A 17,494-nucleotide genomic window follows, 5' to 3' on the forward strand; every position below is an offset into this window, starting at 1 on the left:
ACTCCCCCCGGGACGGGAGCCTATCATGCTTGCCCGCGCCGGCGGAGCCGCTAAACGGGCGCCATGGCCGACACTCCTCCCGATCGTCTTTCGAACAATCCGCGCAGCCCCCATTTCGACATGGAGGTGCTGCAGCGCGGCATCGGCGTGCGCTTCAAGGGGCGCGAGCGCCACGACGTCGAGGAATATTCGATCAGCGAGGGCTGGATCCGGGTCGCCGCCGGCAAGGCGGTCGACCGCCGCGGCGTGCCGGTGACGGTGAAGCTGACCGGCCCGGTCGAAGTGTGGTTCGCGGACACCGCCAAGGACGGCGGCGAAGGCGGCGAGGGCGAGACGGAAGCCCACCCCTCCTGAGGTTCAACGCAACATCCCGGTACGAAAAAAGGCCTCCTCCCATCGGGAAGAGGCCTTTCTTTTAGCCGCTGGCGATCAGGTCAGTCGGAGACCTCGACCTCGGCGACGCGGCACAGGTTGACGTTGCGCTGCTCGCGCGAGCTGCCGTCGGCCAGGTCCACCTTGATGTCCCAGTTGCACTCGTCCTCGGAACGATTGAAGTTGATGCGCAGGGTCTCGCGGTCCGGCAGCACGTTGCTGCCGAGCACGTCCTCTTCCCAATTGTTCGAGGTGACCGGCGACACGAACACGCGCATGATCGTCTGGCCGGTATTGTTGCGCATCACGAAATTCTGGTTGGTCGCATCGCGCGACGAAGTGCGCTCCTCCGAGCCGCCGTCGCGGCGGCTGTCCTCGCGAGTGCCCTCGTCGCGGCCGCGCTCGGAATTGCCGTCTTCGCGGCCGGAATCGCGGCTATCGCGGCTTTCCTCGCTGCGGTCGCGGCGGTCGGTCCGCTCGTCGGCCTCGGCACCGCCGCAGGCCGCCAGAACGAGCGCCGACGCGAGCACCGCGCCGAACCTGACATGGTTTCTCATTGTATCTAATCCCCCCAACAGACTGGTTATGGAAGCCGCGAGCCTAGGAAGGAAAAGGGCGGGAGTGTGGCCGCCGTCGACCGAGACGACATTGCGTCCGACGGAAATGCGCCGCGGTTGTCCCGCATTGCGACGGCACCAGCGTCGCGGCGCCGGCCAGGCGTCAGCCTTTGCGCTTCAGCGCCTGCAGGCTCATGACGATCTCCGCCGCGCGCTCGGCCGCCTCGATCGCCTGGTCGATCGCCGCGCGGACCTGCGCCGCGGGCTTGTCCTTCATGCCGCCGAGCAGGGGCCGCGCCGCCGCCAGGCAGTCGCTGATCTCGCTGAGCGGCTGGTTCAGATCGTGGGCGAGCGTCTCGGCCATCGTCGCCGTGGCATTGGCGCGCGACGCCTGGATCAGCTCGGTCTGCAGGCGGCGGAACTCGGCCTCAGCCTCCTTCTCCTCGGTCACGTCGAAGTTGAAGCCGACCGAGCGGACCGGGGCGCCGTTCGCGTCCCTGAGGGTGCGGCCGACGGCCTTGATCCAGCGGATGCCGCCGCCCGGTTTCAATATGCGATATTCGGTGATGAGCTCGATGCCCGCGTCACGCGCCCGCATGCCCTCGGCCATCACCCGCTCGGCGTCGCCCGGGAAGATGTGCTGCGCCCATTCCTCGGGCGTGAGCAACGGCGACCGGTCCGGCGGATGGCCGAGCATCTCGAGGCTGCGCGGGCAGTAGCGCACCCGGCGCTCCTGCAGGTCGAGGTCCCAGGTCCCCGCCTTGGCCGCACGCCGTGCCAGTGCGAGCACCTCGCCATTCTCATGCGCGTCGATCGCGGCGGCGCGCTGCTCTGCTTCGGCGGAGGCCGGTTTCATGACGTTGCGGTTCCAGACCTGGCGGATGGGCGAGCGCGAAGCCCCTGCACAATTTCTAACTTTGGACAAGTTTATCGCGGGTTTACGCTACGGCCGGCACGGCGCGACCCCGCCTTGTCAGATAACATTTGTTAGCAATCGCCATGTATTCGCACCTTCTCATGGGGTGGGATATCGACAGCGACATCAGTGGGATGAAGCGGTGAGCGCGATGGCGCACCCATCGCCCGGCGCCGCCCCCGCGACCCCCGATGGAGAACAGGCCGAAACGCGCGAGCGCATCGTCTGGGTGGCGATGGACGAGATCGCCGTCGGCATGTTCGCTCACCCGCTGTCGAGCGCCAGCTTCCTGATCGCCCGCAAAGACCAGATCCGCACGCTTCGCGAGACCGGCGCCAAGGGCGTGTTCGTCGACCTCGCCAAGTCCTCGCCCGCGTCGCTGCCGGAATGGGCGCGCGCCATGGCGGGCATCAAGCGCGAGACCGGCGCCGGTGCTGGCGCAGCGACACCCAGGGTCAACCGGCGCGCCGCCGCCTTCGATCGGGCGCGTCAGGTCCTCACTCGCTCGCGCGCGCCGATGGAGCGGCTGCTGCGCCAGGCCCGCCTCGGCAAGACCCTCGAGAAGAAGGAAGTGATCGACCTGGTCGAGGAGATCGCGGCCTCGGTCGAGCAATGCGCCTCGGCGATCATCAGCCTGTCGCGGATCAAGACCGTCGACACCTTCACCTATCTCCATTCGCTTGCGGTGTGCGCGCTGATGGTCAATTTCGCGCGCAATGCCGGCTTCAGCCGCGCCGACGTGCAGGAGCTCGGCATGGCCGGCCTGCTCCACGACGTCGGCAAGACCGTGGTCGGCTCGGCCATCCTCAACAAGCCCGGCCCTCTGACCCCGGCCGAGATGACGACGATGCGCACCCACGCCCAGGCCGGGCACGACATCCTGAGCCGCGGCGGCCAGTTTCCCGCCACGGTGCTCGACGTCGCACTCCACCACCATGAGAAGATCGACGGCACCGGCTATCCGCACAAGCTGGCCGGCGACGCGATCAGCGTTCCGGCCCGGATGGCGGCGATCGCCGACGTCTATGACGCGGTGACGTCCAACCGGCCCTACAAGGAAGCCTGGCTGCCGGGCGAGAGCCTCGCCGACATGTTCAGCTGGCAAGGCCATTTCGACACCGAACTGATGCAGACCTTCATCCGAAGCGTCGGCATCTACCCGGTCGGCAGCCTGGTTCGGCTCGCCTCCGAGCGGCTGGCGCTGGTGATCGAGCAGGACGAGGCCGATCTCACCCGGCCGCTGGTGCGGATCTTCTATTCGATCCCGCAGCGCGAACCGGTCACCATTACGGACCTGGCGCTGGCCCGCGAGCAAGGCGATTCCATCCTCTCGCGCGAGGACCCGCGCAAATGGGGCTTCCTCGACTGGGACCGCCGGTGGCCGGAGATGATCCGGCTCGACTGACCGCTCGGTTTCGCTGCATCATCGCCCGGTCGCCGCGACCTGGAGATGAATCATGGCCGGATTGCCCCACACGCCCGCCAATCCCGTCGAGGCGCTGATCGGCCTCGCCTCCGGCCTGTGGGTGTCGCGAACCTTGTGGGCGGCCGCACGGCTCGGGATCGCCGACGCGGTCGGACCCGAGCCGACGCCGCTCGCCGCCATCGCCGAACGCAGCGGCGCGCATGAGGGCAATTTGCGCCGCCTGATGGACGCTCTGGTCTCGATCGGCCTGTTCCGCGCGGAGGGCGAGGATCGCTACGCCCACGGCGACCTGTCGCCCTTTCTCCGAAGCGACCATCCGATCTCGCAACGCGCCTTCATCGATTCCGTGTTCGGCGGCGAGCATTATGCCGGCTGGGGTGCCATCGAGGACAGTTTGCGCGGCGGCGGCACGGCTTTCGACGGCCTGTTCGGCAAACAGGTGTTCGACTGGTACGGCGCCCACCCCGCCGAGGCCCAGAAGTTCAGCCGCGCCATGGAAGGGACCACGCGCCTGATCGAGGCGGCGCTGCTCGCCACCTGGACTCCGCCGCCCTTCACCGTTGCGGTCGACGTCGGCGGGAGCCGCGGAACGCTCGTCGCCAGCCTGCTCCAGCGCAATCCAGACGCGCGCGGAATCCTGTTCGACCTGCCCGACATCATCGAGAGCGTGGAGTTGACGAATGGCGACACGCGCATCGACCTGGTCGGCGGCAGCTTCTTCGACAGCGTGCCCGAGGGCGACCTCTACCTCCTCAAGATGATCCTCCACGACTGGAGCGACGAGCAGAGCGAAGCGATCCTGCGCAACATCCGCGCCGCGATCCGCCCCGGCGGCCATGTCGCTATCATCGAGACCGTGCTTCCGGAAGCGGTCGGCCCAAGCCCCGGCTATCTGATGGACCTCAACATGATGGTCATGACCGGCGGCCGCGAGCGCAGCGAAGCGGACTTCGCCGCCCTCCTCGACCGCGCCGGCTTCCGCCTCGAAAGCGTCACGCCCATGCCAATCCCGATGTCGGTCGTCCAGGCGGTGGCAGTCTAGGGCAGGCGCGCCCAGTAGATGTCGGCGAGGCCGGCTTCCTGCCCCTCCCGCTCGAGCGTGCTGGCGTAGAGCAGGCCGCGGCCGTTGCGGGTGAAGCTGGGCGTGAAGTTGAACGGGCCATGGTTGAGGCTCGCCGGCAGCGGCTCCGGCTCCGACCACCCCTCCGGCGTGCGGCGGGTGATATGAATGATCCCGCGCCCACCCTCTGCGCTGCGCCAGAAAGCGGCCGTGCGGCCGTCGCCGCTCAGCGTGAAGTCGCTTTCGCTGGCGGCCGTGTTGAACGGCCCGTCGAGCGGCTGGACCGGGCCCGCTCCTGCCGGCCCAAGCGCTGCCGTGTAGATGTCGAGCCCGCCGCGGCCGCCGCGCCGCGCCGACGAGAAATAGAGAATGCCGCCATGAAGCTCGGGGCCCAGTTCCTGGGCGGGGCTGCTGACGTCGGACAGATGCTCGGGGACAGACCAGCCGTCGGCGGTGCGCGCCGAGCGCCAGATGTCATAGTCGGCCCGCCCCTCCTCGCGGCCCGGCGCCGGCCGGGTCGAGATGAAGTAGAGCGTGCGTCCGTCGGGCGTGAGCCACGGGTCCGAATCCGACCAGCGCGGATCGGTGAAAGAGATGGGCTGCGGCTCGCCCCACGCGCCGGTGGCGGAATCCCGCGTCGCCACGAGGATCCGGGCGTTGCGGAACTCCGCTCCCGATCGGGCCACGACCAGGGTCCGCTGCGCCTCGTCGATGCTGAGATTATAGTCGTTCATCGGCGACGACACGGACGTCACCAGCTCGGGGGCGGCGGCCTGTCCGGCGGCCACGGCGATCACAAGGGCGAGGATGCTCATCGCCGCGCCGCTAGCCGCCGCGCTGGCGCCGGCCCCGCGCGGTTCGACAAACCGCCGTCCCGGCTCGACCAGCCCGCGTCAGGCGATCCACAGCCGGATGAACCAAGCGACGCTGCCCACGACGATCACGCCGGCCGCCCACAGGGCGACGAACCAGGCGAGGCGCTTCCACCACGGCCCGGGCGCGGCGTCAGTGGCCATGGGCGTGATAGCCTTCCTCGCCGATCTTGCCGCGGAACACCCAGTAGGACCAGGCGGTGTAGGCGAGGATGACCGGGATCAGCACGCTTGCGCCGACCAGCATGAACACCTGGCTCTGATAGGGCGCGGCGGCCTGCCAGATCGACACCCGCCCCGGGATCACGTCCGGCCAGATCGAGATGGCGAGGCCGATCATCGACAGCAGGAACAGGGTCAGGGCGAACACGAACGGGTGCCAGTCGGTGTCGCGCCGGAGGCTTCGCCACAGCAGAATCGTCGTCGCCAGCACGAGCAAGGGCATCGGGATGGTGACATAGAGGCCGGGCGCCTCGAACCAGCGCCGCCAATATTGCTGCTCGAGGAACGGCGTGTAGAGGCTGACCAGGCCGATCGCTACGAACAGGGCCGGAAGCGCCAGCCGCGCGAAGCGGCGGGCGTCGGCATGGATCTCGCCTTCCGTCTTCCAGATCAGCCAGCACGCGCCGAGCAGTGCGTAGCCGATGACCAGCCCGGCCCCGGTCAACAGGCTGAACGGAGTCAGCCAGTCCCACCAGCCGCCGCCATAAGCGCGGCCGTCGACATCGATGCCCTGAAGAAGCGCGCCCAGTGTGATGCCCTGGGCGAGCGTGGCGATAAGCGAGCCCAGGAAGAAGCCCGTGTCCCAGAACGCGCGGTGGCCGGGGTCGCGCCAGCGGAATTCGAAGGCGACTCCGCGGAAGATGAGGCCGAGCAGCATCGCGACGAGCGGCGCGTAGAGCGCCGGAAGGACGATCGCGTAGGCGAGCGGGAAGGCCGCCATCAGCCCGCCGCCGCCGAGCACCAGCCAGGTCTCGTTGCCGTCCCACACCGGCGCGATCGCGTTCATCGCCTGGTCGCGCTCCTTGCCCACCTTGAAGAATGGAAACAGGATTCCGATGCCGAGGTCGAACCCGTCCATCACCACATACATCGCGACCGCGAAGGCGATGACGAACGCCCAGACGATGGTGAGGTCCATTATCTAGTTCCTCCCCGGCACGGGGAGGGGGACCGCGCGCGCAACGCGTGGTGGAGGGGGCCCTCCGTTTGCGCGAGGCACGGGGCCCCCTCCGTCAGGCCTTCGGCCTGCCACCTCCCCGTTCCGGGGAGGATCGAATTGCCCCTCATCGCGCCTCCTCCTCGATGTCGGGCCGAGGCTCCGCGCCGCCGCGCGTCATGGACGAGGCCGGCGTGATTCCGGCGGTTCGGATCGGCGCGTCGGCGGGCGGGGTCTCGCCTTCGTGCGGCGGATGGCTCGCCAGGCGCAAGATGTACCAGGTGCCGATTCCGAACACGACGAAGTAGACGATGACGAAGGCGAGCAGCGACGTCGCCACCGCGGGCGCGTCGATCGGCGCGCGCGCCTCGGCGGTGCGCATCAGATTGTAGATGACATAGGGCTGGCGGCCGACCTCGGTCGTGACCCAGCCGGCGATCACGGCGATGAACCCAGTCGGCCCCATGACGAGCGCCCAGCGGTGAAGCCACGACCAGTCGTAGAGCCGGCGCCTGGCGCGGGCGAGCAGACTGAACAGGCCCAGGCCGAACATCAGGAAACCGAGGCCGACCATGATCCGGAACGACCAGAACACGATCCCGACCGGCGGCTCCTCCGCGTCGTCGATCGTGTCGAGTCCGGCGAGCGGCGCGTTCAAATCGTGCTTGAGGATCAGCGAGGAGAGCTTGGGGATCTCCAGCGCGTAACGGACGGTCTTGGCGTCCTCGTCGGGAATTCCGAACAGGATCAGCGGCGCGCCGTCGGGATGGCTGTCGAAATGGCCCTCCATCGCCATGACCTTCTGCGGCTGGTGCTCGAGCGTGTTGAGCCCGTGCAGGTCGCCGACGAAGATCTGCACCGGAGCGACCAGCGCCAGCATCCACATTGCCATCGAGAACATCTTGCGGACCTCGGCGGTGCCGCGCTTGCGCAGCAGGTGCCAGGCCGCGACCCCGCCGACCGCGAGCGCGGTGGTGAGATAGGCGGCGATCACCGTGTGGACGAGGCGGTAGGGGAAACTCGGGTTGAAGATGATCGGCCACCAGCCGCCCGGGCCCGGCACATATTGGCCGACGTCGTTGACCGCCCAGCCGACCGGAGTCTGCATCCAGCTGTTGACGCTGAGGATCCAGAAGGCGGAGATGAAGGTGCCCAATGCGACCATGCAGGTCGCGGCGAAATGCAGCTTTCTGCCCACCTTGTTCATGCCGAACAGCATGACTCCGAGGAAGCCCGCCTCGAGGAAGAAGGCGGTGAGCACCTCATAGGCCATCAGCGGCCCGATCACCGGCCCTGCCCGGTCGGAGAAGACCGACCAGTTGGTGCCGAACTGGTAGGACATGACGATTCCGCTCACCACGCCCATCGCGAACGCCATCGCGAAGATCTTCAGCCAATATTTGAACAGGTTGAGATAGACCTCGCGGCCGGTCTTCAGCCACAGCCCCTCGAGCACCGCGAGATAGGAAGCGAGCCCGATCGAGAAGGCCGGGAAGATGAAGTGGAAGCTCACCGTGAAGGCGAACTGGATCCGCGCCAGCAGCAATGCGGTGTCGGCTTCGCCCAACGGTCCCTCCCTCGCTGGCGGGTGCATAGCGCAAAGCGGCGCGCCCGGCACCTCCGTTCGGCGTCGCCGGAGTGAAGCTTTGGTTCCACCCGATGCAGGACGCGCAACCGCGCCGGAAAGTTACCTGGATCAGTATTCGAAATAACTGCCCTGTTACAGGGCACCACAGGCAAGTTTGCTGCTGGACAAAGCTTAACAGCGGTATCAGCTTTCGCCTTGGGACGGGCAAGTCGGGTGCGAGTCGCGGCCCAGCTGCGAATGTGCCGGATTGTCCGGGGAGGGTTTCTTGGACTGAGCTTTCGTTGCGCGTGTGGCCTGTCCTTAGGTCCAGAGCACGTTCCTTCCCGCCGGGTTTTCAATCGAACCATGCGCTCGTCATTGGCGCGCGATCGGCACGGGGGACTGGCAGATGAGCGACGACACCACCTATGGAACCAGTGGCGACGACATTCTCTCGGGCGGCAACGGCAAGGACAAGATCTACGGCGGCGGCGGCAACGACATCATCTCCGGCGGCAACGGCGTCGACACGCTGTTCGGCGAGGACGGGGATGACCAGCTCACCGGCGACAACGGCGCCGACCATCTGACCGGCGGCGCCGACGACGACATCCTCGACGGCAGCAACGGCTTCGACACCGCTTATTATTCCGGCAATATCGGCGAATATTCCTTCTTCACGGCCGCCGGCTATCTCCACATCGTCCATCAGGGCGGCGCCGGCGCCGATGGCCACGACCGGGTGATCCGGGTCGAGCGGCTGGTCTTCGCCGACCGCGTCATCGACATCGGCAGCGGCACCAACCGGCCGGTCGCTGGCGACGACCATGTCTTCATCGACGAGGACACGCCCTCCTACAGCAGCGGCACGGGAAGCGTGCTGGACAATGACTTCGATTTCGACGGCGACGCTCTGACCGTCACCGGCGGGACCTTCGTCGGCACCTACGGCACTCTGACGCTCAACGCGGACGGGACCTACAGCTATACTCTCAACACCGCCGCGGTGCAGGGGCTGGACGACGGCGAGTCGGTCACCGACACCTTCACCTATGTCGTGTCGGACAATGACGGCAGCGACACCGGCGATCTCGTCTTCCACATCGGCGGGCTCAACGACGCGCCGGTCGCCAATGACGACAGCGACTCGACCAGCGAGGACGCCCCCGTCTCCGGCAACGTGCTCGCCAACGACACCGACGTCGACGTCGAGCCGCTGATCGTCGCCAATCCCGGCACCTATGTCGGGACCTATGGTACGCTCGTCCTCGCCGCCGACGGCAGCTACACCTACACCCCCAACGGCGCGGCGCAGGGGCTCGACGACGGCGAGAGCGCGCAGGACGTGTTCAGCTACACCGCGTCCGACGGCACGGCCTCCGACACTGCCACGCTCACCGTCACCGTCAACGGCGTCAACGACGCGCCGGTCGCCAATGACGACAGCAATATGACGACCGAGGATGGTCCGCCCGTCTCGGGCAACGTCCTCACCAACGACACCGACGTCGACGGCGAGGCGCTGACCGTCGCCAATCCGGGCACCTATGTCGGCACCTACGGAACTCTCGTCCTCGCCGCAGACGGCAGCTATACCTACACCCCTGATCAGGCGGCGGCGCAGGGGCTCGACACCGGCGAAACCGCCCAGGACGTCTTCGCCTACACGGCGTCTGACGGCACCGCGACCGACGGCGCGACGCTCACCATCAATCTCTCCGGTCTCAACGACCCGCCGGTCGCCAATGACGACACCGACGCGACGGACGAGAACACGCCGGTCTCCGGCAACGTGCTCGCCAACGACACCGACGTCGACGGCGAGACCCTGGTCGTGGCGAACCCGGCCACCTACGTCGGCGCCTACGGGACCCTCGTCCTCAGTTCCGACGGCAGCTACACCTACACCCCCCATGGCGGCGCCGCGGTCCTCGGGGACGGACAGACCGCGGACGACGTCTTCACCTATATCGCTTCGGACGGCACCGCCTCCGATACCGCGACCCTGACCGTCACGGTCACCGGCCTCGGCAGCGTCCCGGACGCCGTCGATGATAGCGCCACGACCACCGAGGATGCCGCGGTCTCCGGCAACGTGCTCACCAACGACACCGATCCGGAGAACGACCCGCTGACCGTGTCGAACCCCGGCACCTATGCCGGGACCTATGGCTCGCTGACGCTCGGCGCCGACGGCAGCTACACCTACACGCCCAACGCGACCGCGAACGGCCTCGCCGCCGGCGAGACCGCGCAGGACGTGTTCAGCTACACCGCCACCGACGGCACCTCGTCGGACAGCGCGACTCTCACCGTCACCGTCAACGGCCTCAACGACGCGCCAACCATCGACGCCGGCGGCACCGACGCCGACGGCGCGGTGACCGAACTCCCCGACGGCGATCCGAACGAGGGCGTCACGGTCCACAGCGACAGCGGCACGATCGAGTTCGACGACGTCGATGTCTCCGACACCCACAGCGCCAGCTTCACGCCCCAGGGTGGCGGCTATCTCGGCACCTTCACCCTCGATCCGGTCGACCAGATGGGCGACAGCGTCGGCTGGGACTTCACCGTGTCCGACGCCGCGCTCGAAGGGCTCAGCGAGGGCGAGACCCGCACCCAGACCTACACGGTCGAGATCGACGACGGCAATGGCGGCACCGTCACCCAGGACGTCACCATCACCATCACCGGCGCCGGCGTCGGCACCGGCCCGCAAACCGTCTGGTATATCGACAACAGCGCGGTCGGCAGCGCCAATCTCGGCACCCAGGCCGATCCCTATACCTCAATCGCCGCGTTCAATGCGGCGCAGGGAACGCTGGGCGGGCCGCAGGTCGGCCACAATGTGTTCCTGCTCACCGGCACGGGCACCGGCATCTATGCCGAGACGGACGGCATCAACCTGCTGAACGACCAGACCCTGATCGGGATCGCCGGCGACGGCGACGTCCGGCCGACCATCGTCACCACCGGCGGCACCAACCACGGCATCGAGCTCGCCCAGGACAACACCATCTCCGGCATCGATATCGGCAACACCACCGGCGCCGGCATTTCCGACGGCAACGGCACGGTTGGCACCTTGATCATCGGCGACGTGTCCAAGTCGGGCGACGGCCAGATCATCGATATCGACCAGGGCGGCCTGATCAGCGTCCAGCTCAACAGCGCCGGGTCGACCGGGTCGACCGGCGGCGCGATCGACCTCGCCGGCCTGTCCGGCGAGTTCACCGTATCGGGGGCGACCAACATCGCCGGGATCCACAGCGGCGGCGGTGTCGACGTGACCGGCTCCAGCCTCACCGTTTCCTTCCAGGGCGGCGGCCTGGTCTCGACCGGCGCGAACTTCGCGCTGAACTTCACCGGCAACACCGGCGGCCTCGTCATCAGCGGCGGCAATTTCGACATCCTGACCACCGGCGGCGCAGGCCTCACCGCCAGCGGCGGCGGCACGATCTTCATGGACGGCGCCGGCAACGACATCGCCACCGGCTCGGGCACCGCGGTCACCATCTCCGGCACGACCATCGCAGCGGGCGGAGTCACGCTCGAAAGTGTCGCGTCGACCGGCGCGGTCAACGGCATCGTCCTCGCCAATACCGGCAGCGGCGCCTTCTCCGTCACCGGCACCGGAGTCGCTGGAACCGGCGGCGCGATTGCCGGCAGCACCGGCGCGGGCGTCCTGCTCACCGACACCGGCCCGGTCTCGCTCGCTTACATGACCATCACCACCGGCGGCGCCAGCGGCATCCTCGGCACCAACGTCAACGGCCTGGTGCTGCTCGGCACGACCATCTCGACCAACGGCAACGCGTTCGGCGAGAACGGCGTCCACATCGTCAACCTGACCGGCCCGTCGGAGATCATCGACTCCATCCTCGCCGGCAATTTCGACAACAATCTGCGCATCACCAACAGCCTGGGCGTGCTCGATCTGCTGATCGACGGCTCGACCTTCTCGGGCGCCGCCAATGACGGCATCCTGCTCGAATCCAACGGCACCGCCCTGGTCCGGGCCGAGATCACCGGGTCGACCTTCCTCAACAATGTCGGCGATCACTTCCAGCTCGCGACCAACAGCACGTCGAGCTCGACCACTCACCTCAATTTCCACGGCAACAATCTCAATACGACGCTGGCCAGCGTCCTCGGCGGCGGCATCACCATCTCGCCGGCGGGCGCCGCGGACATCTTCTTCGCCATCCAGAACAACGACATCCAGAATGCCGTCACCACCGCGATCAACACCAGCGCGCCCGGCACCACCGCCGCGGCGGAGATCCACGGGACGATCAGCGGCAATACGATCGGGACGCCGGGAATCGTCGATTCCGGCTCGCGCACCGGCAACGGCATCGACACCGTGATGGGCGGCGCCGGCACCATGACCCTGCTCATCGAGAACAACGACATCTACAATTTCGCGTCGAGCGGCATCGGCGCGCTCGCGCGCGGATCGTCCCGGCTCAACCTCACCATCGACAACAATTTCATCGACGAGCCGGGCGTGTTCGCGCTCAACGCCATCAGGGTCACCGCCGGCGCGTTGTCGGCCGACACCGCCGCGATCTGGCTGGAGCTCAACGACAATGAGCGCGACACCGCGCTCGTCAACGATGTGCGCATCCAGACCCGGTTCGGCGCGGACATCTTCATGCCGGGCTATGCCGGGGCGACCAACGACGCGGTGGCGGTCGACGCCTTCCTGACCGCCGACAACCCGCTGATCGGCGAGGTCCAGATCCTCGCCCAGGCCGTTGTCGGCTCGGGCTTCTTCGACACGCCGGGGAGCGTACCGGTGCCGCTGCCGATCCTGCCCGACCCGCCGATCATTCCCTAGGCGGCGGCCCACCCAATTCCCGCGCCCGGCCTTCCAACCGGGTCGCGGGCTCCTATCTCGCTGTCATGGCGAGGCCGCCGTGCCGACGCCTTCCGTTCCGTTCTCGCGCGAGGAATTCCCGATGGTCACCAAAGCCTATGGCGCCTACGCCGCCGACAAGCCGCTCGAAGCGATGGACATCGAGCGCCGAGCGCCCGGCCCGAACGACGTCCAGATCGACATCGCCTTTTGCGGCGTTTGCCATTCGGACCTCCACACCGTCCGCTCCGAATGGGCGGGGACGCTCTATCCGTGCGTCCCGGGCCACGAGATCGTCGGCCATGTCACGGCGGTCGGCGGCGAGGTGACCAAGTTCAAGGTCGGCGACACGGTCGGCGTCGGCTGCCTGGTCGACAGCTGCCAGCGCTGCCCGTCCTGCGCTGACGGGCTCGAGCAATATTGCGAGAACGGCTTCACCGCGACCTACAATTCGCCGACGCAGGACCCGCCCGGCCACACGCTCGGCGGCTATGCGCAGCGCATCACCGTCACCGAGAAGTTCGTCCTCAAGATCAACCATTCCGAGGACCGGCTCGCCGCGGTCGCGCCCTTGCTGTGCGCCGGCATCACCACCTGGTCGCCGCTCCGCCACTGGAAGGTCGGCCCGGGCATGAAGGTCGGAATCGTCGGAATCGGCGGGCTCGGCCATATGGGCGTGAAGCTCGCCGCGGCGCTCGGCGCCCATGTCGTCGCCTTCACCACGTCGGAGAGCAAGCGCCAGGACGCCCACGATCTCGGCGCCCATGACGTGGTCGTGTCGCGCGACCGCGACGCGATGAAGGCCCATCGCGGCAGCTTCGACTTCATCCTCAACACGGTCGCCGCGAGCCACGATCTCGACGCCTTCACCAGCCTGCTGAAGCGCGACGGCACGATGTGCCTGGTCGGCGTGCCCGAGCACGCCCACCCCTCGCCCAATATCGGCGTGCTGATCTTCGGCCGCCGCTCCATTGCCGGTTCGCTGATCGGCGGCATCCCCGAGACCCAGGAGATGCTCGATTTCTGCGCCGAGCACGGCATCGTCGCCGACATCGAGATGATCCGCATGGACGCGATCGAAGAGGCCTATGACCGCATGCAGAAGAGCGACGTGAAGTACCGCTTCGTCATCGACTCGGCGACGCTGGCGGGCTGACCTCCTCGCGGCGCGGGAACAGGAACAGCGCGAGCAAGGCGGCGAGCATGGCGCCGGTGAGCTGGGCGACGACGAAGGCCGGCACGTCCGCGGGCGCGATTCCGGCGAAGCTGTCGGAGAGGCTGCGCGCGACGGTGATCGCCGGATTGGCGAAGCTGGTCGACGAGGTGAACCAGTAGGCGGCGGTGATGTAGAGCGCGACGCTCGGCGCCACCCATTCGGGCCGGTGGCGGACGGTGCCGAGGATGGTGAGGATCAGGCCGAACGTCGCGATCGCCTCGCCGATCCACTGGCCGAGGCCGGTGCGCGGCTTCACGCCGAGCTGAAGCGCGGGCAGCTCGAACATCAGGTGAGCGGCCCAGGCGCCGGCGATTCCGCAGGCGAGCTGGACCAGCGCATAGGCCGCGGCGTCGCGCCAGGCGAGGTCGCGGCGCAAGGCCGCGACCAGGCTGACCGCCGGGTTCATGTGGGCGCCGGAGACCGGCCCCAGCATCGCGATCAGAACGAACAGGATCGCCCCCGTCGCCACGGTGTTGGCGAGCAGCGCCACGGCGCCGTCCCCGCGCGACAGGTTTTCGGCCATGATGCCCGATCCGATCACCGTGGCGAACAGGAAGAAGGCACCGACCCCTTCCGCCGCCAGCCGCCGCGCCAGCGGCGGCTGAACTGTGTCCTGCATCACATTGCCGGCGCGCAGCACTGGCCCGGCGCGGCCCCGGCGGACGCGGCCAGCGCGTCGAGCGCGGGGCTGTCACCATAGACTGTCGCCTCGCCGCTGGTGTGGAACGCCTCCCACACGATTCCGTCGGGATCGGCCACCCAGCTCTTCTCCGACTTGGCGTAGCAGCAGGTGGTCTTGCCTTCCTCCAGCACCGGCCGGCCGGCGCTCTTCAGCCGGCCATAGACCTCGGCCAGCTCGTCGCCGTTCTCCGCCTGGATGCCGAGATGCTCGATGCCCTTGCGCGCGTGCATGCCCGCCGAGATCGCGAAATTGACTCGCGGATCGTCGAGCATCCACTTGGCGTAATCCTTCTTCACCACGCTCGGCTCGGCGTCGAACAAGGTGGAGTAGAAGAGGATCGACTGGTCGAGGTCGTTGACCCCGACATGGACGTGCAGGCGCTTCATGCTTGTTTCCTTTCCTGGCTGGACGGCTGGGTGTCGCACGCCGCTTCGGGGCCGCAGCCATCGGCTCCCGCGCAGCAATTCTCCATGAGGTAGCCGACCAGCGCGTTCATCGCGGCATAGTCGGCCGAGTAGATCAGCGAGCGGCCGCGCCGCTCCTGCCGCACCAGGCCGGCCTGGTTGAGGTGCGCGAGGTGGAACGAGAGCGAGGAATTGGGAATGCCGAGCTCCGCCGCGATCGCGCCGGCGGCCATACCTTCTTCGCCGACCCGCACCAGCAGGCGGAAGAGCGCGAGCCGATGTTCGTTGGCAAGCGCGCCAAGCGCGCCAATGGCCTGTTTCGACTGCACCGGCGGCTCCTCACGTTTCGATAATCATCGAAATATGAGGACGCGGTCCGCGGGTCAAGAGATATTTCGACACTTCTCGAAATTAACCCGCCGCCCGCAACAACACGGCGATCGGATAACCCACCGCCACTCGCAATTCGTCGTCCCCGCGAAAGGAGACGTCGCACCCAGCCTCCCCCCCCCCCCCCGTCACCCCGGGCCTGACCCGGGGTCCCGCTTCTTTCTGCTCGGCGAACGTCCGCAATGGGTGGAAAACGGACGTTAGCTTTTGAGTGCGGTCGCGTACTCTGCTGCCGGAACTACGATGCTCTGCCGCAGGTACGACTGCACGACTTCCTCTTCGTTGCTCACCCTCATCCAGCCGGGCATCCCATCGGCGACAACGAGGAAGCGCCCGCCATCATCTGAAGTGAACAACAGCCCGATAGCGGTGAGGCAGGTATGCTCGCTCCCATCAGGTGCGACACCAGCAGGAAGACTTTGGAGGTACTCCTCCACGGAGTCCCCAGCCTCTGGAAGGTGTTCTGGGCCAACGATGAACTCCATCCGCTCGAGAACATCGAGCCGCCATGATTGAAAGGGCCACTTTGCTAGTTCTCCAGCGGGCGCAGGTTCTACAGGCGGACCCATCGGAGGAATGGGGAGACCTGCCTCCCTCATCTCGGCCCAGACCTTCTCCATCTGAGGCGCGTTGACTTGGATGATGCCCAGCATCTCGGCGGGTGTTTTCACCGTCAACGTGAACACCTCGAACTTGAAGGCTAGCCCTAAGATGTCGACACTGATGAGATAAAGCTGATCGGCTTGAAACCACACCGCGCTAACATCACCCCTGCTGCCCGGGAGTTCTTCAACCCTGAAGCCAGTGATAGCTTCGGAAAGCGCCAAGAGCGCCTCTGGACTTGCGCGAAGCGCTACCGGCTCATGTTCCATCGCCTTGGATTAGCGCCGCTCCGAATGTCCGCAATGGGTGGAAGGCGGACATTGTAGAATGCGCTTGAAAGATGCGCGACATCCGACCGCTTCGATCATGCTATTCAAGTGGCGAATGTCGGCAACGGGTGGCGATTACGTCTCTTACAAACCCGCAGGAACGGTGAAGCCGGTCTCCGGATGCTCACTGATCCAGCGCATCGTGCAGTCACGGCGCGGGTCCGCTCGCGCCGGGATCGATACGCTCAAAATATGAAGGTGGGCGCCACCAATCATCAGCTGCACATCGCCAAAGCCGCAAGTTCGGGCGGCTTGAGCAAGTTGCTCTAAGGCGTCCGCGCTACCCTCGAACATGTAGACTGGATAGGAACGGTCGGGCGTCGACACACATGCCGCGACTAAGGCGGGGAAGCCGAGCACCGCAGCCCTCATGACGGCTTCTCCACGGGCTCGTGCTTCACCACCTGCGTTCATGCCGCTTGTCTGCCCTTCCCAATGATCGTCCGCAATGGGTCGAAAGCGGACATCGGCCCCTCAGGATTCCGGGACCGCACCGTCGTTGGGGGATGCGGGCGCTTCCGTGCCCTCCTCCGTGCCTTCTCCGTAGCGCGCCCTGTGGCGCTCCATCGCTTCGATCTTGCGCAGGATCTCCGCGCGCACTTCCTCGATCGGAGGCTCGGCCGGGATGTTGCCGCGCCGCGCGCCGCCGGCGCGCGCATCGAGCCATTTGACGACCTGAAGCGCGAAGCTCGCATCGGTCGCGGTCACGATCCGGCCGCCCTCCTCGCTCACGGGCTCCTCCAGGGTCGCGCCGGCGCGGTCGATAAGGTCGTTGGAATAGGCGACCAGGCCATGTTCCAGCCGCACCCGGGCGTCGGCGATCGCGTCCTCGAACGCCCGCTCGAAGGCCGCCGACGTCCGCCGCCGGCGCCACGCCTGGTCCGGGTGGCGCCCGATCGACCGCGCCGCGGCGTTGACGTTGCCGCTCTGCGCCAGCGCGACGAGGAAGGCCTTGTCGTCGCGCGCCGTCCACATGTTCGCCCGCACCTCCGCGATCTGCACCCGCCCGTTCGCCGCCCGCCGCACCCAGGCCAGCGCGCCGGGCTGCCGCGCCGCCAGCTTCGCCGGCGCCCCGGC

16 protein-coding genes and 1 pseudogene are annotated in these 17,494 nt (G+C 67.4%); 5 read left to right on the forward strand and 12 right to left on the reverse strand.

The window, feature by feature from the left end:
• Positions 1-63: 63 nt before the first annotated feature.
• A complete protein-coding gene (locus tag G7B71_RS12390) occupies positions 64-354 on the forward strand; it encodes a DUF3297 family protein (protein ID WP_166041331.1) in 291 nt (96 codons plus the stop codon).
• An 80-nt stretch (positions 355-434) separates the two neighbouring features.
• On the opposite strand, the gene G7B71_RS12395 is transcribed toward G7B71_RS12390, so the two are convergent.
• The gene (locus tag G7B71_RS12395) at positions 435-929 is read right to left on the reverse strand and encodes a hypothetical protein (protein ID WP_166041333.1); all 495 of its coding nucleotides are present in this window, start codon (positions 927-929) and stop codon (positions 435-437) included.
• Between the two features lie 163 nt (positions 930-1,092).
• Complete coding sequence (locus tag G7B71_RS12400) at positions 1,093-1,785, reverse strand: PAS domain-containing protein (protein ID WP_166041335.1); 693 nt, start codon at positions 1,783-1,785, stop codon at positions 1,093-1,095.
• Between the two features lie 211 nt (positions 1,786-1,996).
• Between G7B71_RS12400 and G7B71_RS12405 the strand changes: the two genes are divergently transcribed.
• A complete protein-coding gene (locus G7B71_RS12405; RefSeq protein WP_243406236.1) occupies positions 1,997-3,250 on the forward strand; it encodes an HD-GYP domain-containing protein in 1,254 nt (417 codons plus the stop codon).
• A 52-nt stretch (positions 3,251-3,302) separates the two neighbouring features.
• The gene (locus tag G7B71_RS12410) at positions 3,303-4,313 is read left to right on the forward strand and encodes a methyltransferase (protein WP_166041339.1); all 1,011 of its coding nucleotides are present in this window, start codon (positions 3,303-3,305) and stop codon (positions 4,311-4,313) included.
• On the opposite strand, the gene G7B71_RS12415 is transcribed toward G7B71_RS12410, so the two are convergent.
• From G7B71_RS12415 to G7B71_RS12430, 4 genes are all read right to left on the reverse strand, one after another.
• Complete coding sequence (locus G7B71_RS12415) at positions 4,310-5,146, reverse strand: PD40 domain-containing protein (RefSeq protein ID WP_166041341.1); 837 nt, start codon at positions 5,144-5,146, stop codon at positions 4,310-4,312. The genes G7B71_RS12410 and G7B71_RS12415 overlap by 4 nt on opposite strands.
• 78 nt (positions 5,147-5,224) lie before the next feature.
• Positions 5,225-5,347, reverse strand: a complete 123-nt coding sequence (locus G7B71_RS12420; RefSeq protein ID WP_166041343.1) for a DUF2474 family protein — start codon at positions 5,345-5,347, stop codon at positions 5,225-5,227.
• The gene (gene cydB, locus G7B71_RS12425; protein ID WP_166041345.1) at positions 5,337-6,344 is read right to left on the reverse strand and encodes a cytochrome d ubiquinol oxidase subunit II; all 1,008 of its coding nucleotides are present in this window, start codon (positions 6,342-6,344) and stop codon (positions 5,337-5,339) included. The genes G7B71_RS12420 and cydB overlap by 11 nt, the downstream gene beginning before the upstream one ends.
• A gap of 145 nt (positions 6,345-6,489) precedes the next feature.
• Entirely contained in the window at positions 6,490-7,929 is a 1,440-nt protein-coding gene (locus tag G7B71_RS12430; RefSeq protein ID WP_243406234.1) for a cytochrome ubiquinol oxidase subunit I, read from the reverse strand.
• A 409-nt stretch (positions 7,930-8,338) separates the two neighbouring features.
• Here G7B71_RS12430 and G7B71_RS12435 point away from each other — a divergent pair, with 409 nt between their 5' ends.
• Positions 8,339-12,775: an Ig-like domain-containing protein gene (locus G7B71_RS12435; RefSeq protein ID WP_166041349.1), complete on the forward strand. Its 4,437-nt coding sequence runs from the start codon at positions 8,339-8,341 to the stop codon at positions 12,773-12,775.
• Positions 12,776-12,896: 121 nt separating this feature from the next.
• A complete protein-coding gene (locus G7B71_RS12440; protein ID WP_166041359.1) occupies positions 12,897-13,949 on the forward strand; it encodes an NAD(P)-dependent alcohol dehydrogenase in 1,053 nt (350 codons plus the stop codon).
• On the opposite strand, the gene G7B71_RS12445 is transcribed toward G7B71_RS12440, so the two are convergent.
• The 6 genes and pseudogenes from G7B71_RS12445 to G7B71_RS12470 all read right to left on the reverse strand — a co-directional run.
• Positions 13,921-14,628 carry an MIP/aquaporin family protein gene (locus tag G7B71_RS12445; RefSeq protein ID WP_243406235.1) on the reverse strand — a complete coding sequence of 236 codons (708 nt, stop codon included), beginning with the start codon at positions 14,626-14,628 and terminating at the stop codon, positions 13,921-13,923. The two genes, G7B71_RS12440 and G7B71_RS12445, sit on opposite strands and share 29 nt — an antisense overlap.
• Positions 14,628-15,077 (reverse strand): ArsI/CadI family heavy metal resistance metalloenzyme, encoded by a 450-nt coding sequence (locus tag G7B71_RS12450; RefSeq protein ID WP_166041351.1) that lies wholly within the window; start codon positions 15,075-15,077, stop codon positions 14,628-14,630. Before G7B71_RS12450 ends, G7B71_RS12445 begins: the two co-directional genes overlap by 1 nt.
• A complete protein-coding gene (locus G7B71_RS12455) occupies positions 15,074-15,424 on the reverse strand; it encodes a metalloregulator ArsR/SmtB family transcription factor (protein WP_166041353.1) in 351 nt (116 codons plus the stop codon). The genes G7B71_RS12450 and G7B71_RS12455 overlap by 4 nt, the downstream gene beginning before the upstream one ends.
• A 261-nt stretch (positions 15,425-15,685) precedes the next feature.
• The gene (locus G7B71_RS12460; RefSeq protein WP_166041354.1) at positions 15,686-16,312 is read right to left on the reverse strand and encodes a hypothetical protein; all 627 of its coding nucleotides are present in this window, start codon (positions 16,310-16,312) and stop codon (positions 15,686-15,688) included.
• A gap of 189 nt (positions 16,313-16,501) precedes the next feature.
• Positions 16,502-16,789 (reverse strand): hypothetical protein, encoded by a 288-nt coding sequence (locus tag G7B71_RS12465; RefSeq protein WP_166041356.1) that lies wholly within the window; start codon positions 16,787-16,789, stop codon positions 16,502-16,504.
• 102 nt (positions 16,790-16,891) lie between these two features.
• Positions 16,892-17,494 (reverse strand): annotated as a pseudogene (locus tag G7B71_RS12470) (hypothetical protein); the annotation flags it as partial.

Origin of the sequence: Sphingosinicella sp. YJ22, from assembly GCF_011320075.1 — a bacterium.
GTDB lineage: Bacteria > Pseudomonadota > Alphaproteobacteria > Sphingomonadales > Sphingomonadaceae > Allosphingosinicella.

Excerpts from the sequence above, each read along its gene's own strand:
- G7B71_RS12390 (WP_166041331.1), top strand. The coding sequence starts at position 64 with ATGGCCGACACTCCTCCCGATCGTCTTTCGAACAATCCGCGCAGCCCC.
- G7B71_RS12440 (WP_166041359.1), top strand. The coding sequence starts at position 12,897 with ATGGTCACCAAAGCCTATGGCGCCTACGCCGCCGACAAGCCGCTCGAA.
- G7B71_RS12395 (WP_166041333.1), bottom strand. The coding sequence starts at position 929 with ATGAGAAACCATGTCAGGTTCGGCGCGGTGCTCGCGTCGGCGCTCGTT.
- G7B71_RS12450 (WP_166041351.1), bottom strand. The coding sequence starts at position 15,077 with ATGAAGCGCCTGCACGTCCATGTCGGGGTCAACGACCTCGACCAGTCG.
- G7B71_RS12465 (WP_166041356.1), bottom strand. The coding sequence starts at position 16,789 with ATGAGGGCTGCGGTGCTCGGCTTCCCCGCCTTAGTCGCGGCATGTGTG.
- G7B71_RS12415 (WP_166041341.1), bottom strand. The coding sequence starts at position 5,146 with ATGAGCATCCTCGCCCTTGTGATCGCCGTGGCCGCCGGACAGGCCGCC.
- G7B71_RS12400 (WP_166041335.1), bottom strand. The coding sequence starts at position 1,785 with ATGAAACCGGCCTCCGCCGAAGCAGAGCAGCGCGCCGCCGCGATCGAC.
- G7B71_RS12445 (WP_243406235.1), bottom strand. The coding sequence starts at position 14,628 with ATGCAGGACACAGTTCAGCCGCCGCTGGCGCGGCGGCTGGCGGCGGAA.
- G7B71_RS12420 (WP_166041343.1), bottom strand. The coding sequence starts at position 5,347 with ATGGCCACTGACGCCGCGCCCGGGCCGTGGTGGAAGCGCCTCGCCTGG.
- G7B71_RS12410 (WP_166041339.1), top strand. The coding sequence starts at position 3,303 with ATGGCCGGATTGCCCCACACGCCCGCCAATCCCGTCGAGGCGCTGATC.
- G7B71_RS12435 (WP_166041349.1), top strand. The coding sequence starts at position 8,339 with ATGAGCGACGACACCACCTATGGAACCAGTGGCGACGACATTCTCTCG.
- G7B71_RS12405 (WP_243406236.1), top strand. The coding sequence starts at position 1,997 with ATGGCGCACCCATCGCCCGGCGCCGCCCCCGCGACCCCCGATGGAGAA.
- cydB (WP_166041345.1), bottom strand. The coding sequence starts at position 6,344 with ATGGACCTCACCATCGTCTGGGCGTTCGTCATCGCCTTCGCGGTCGCG.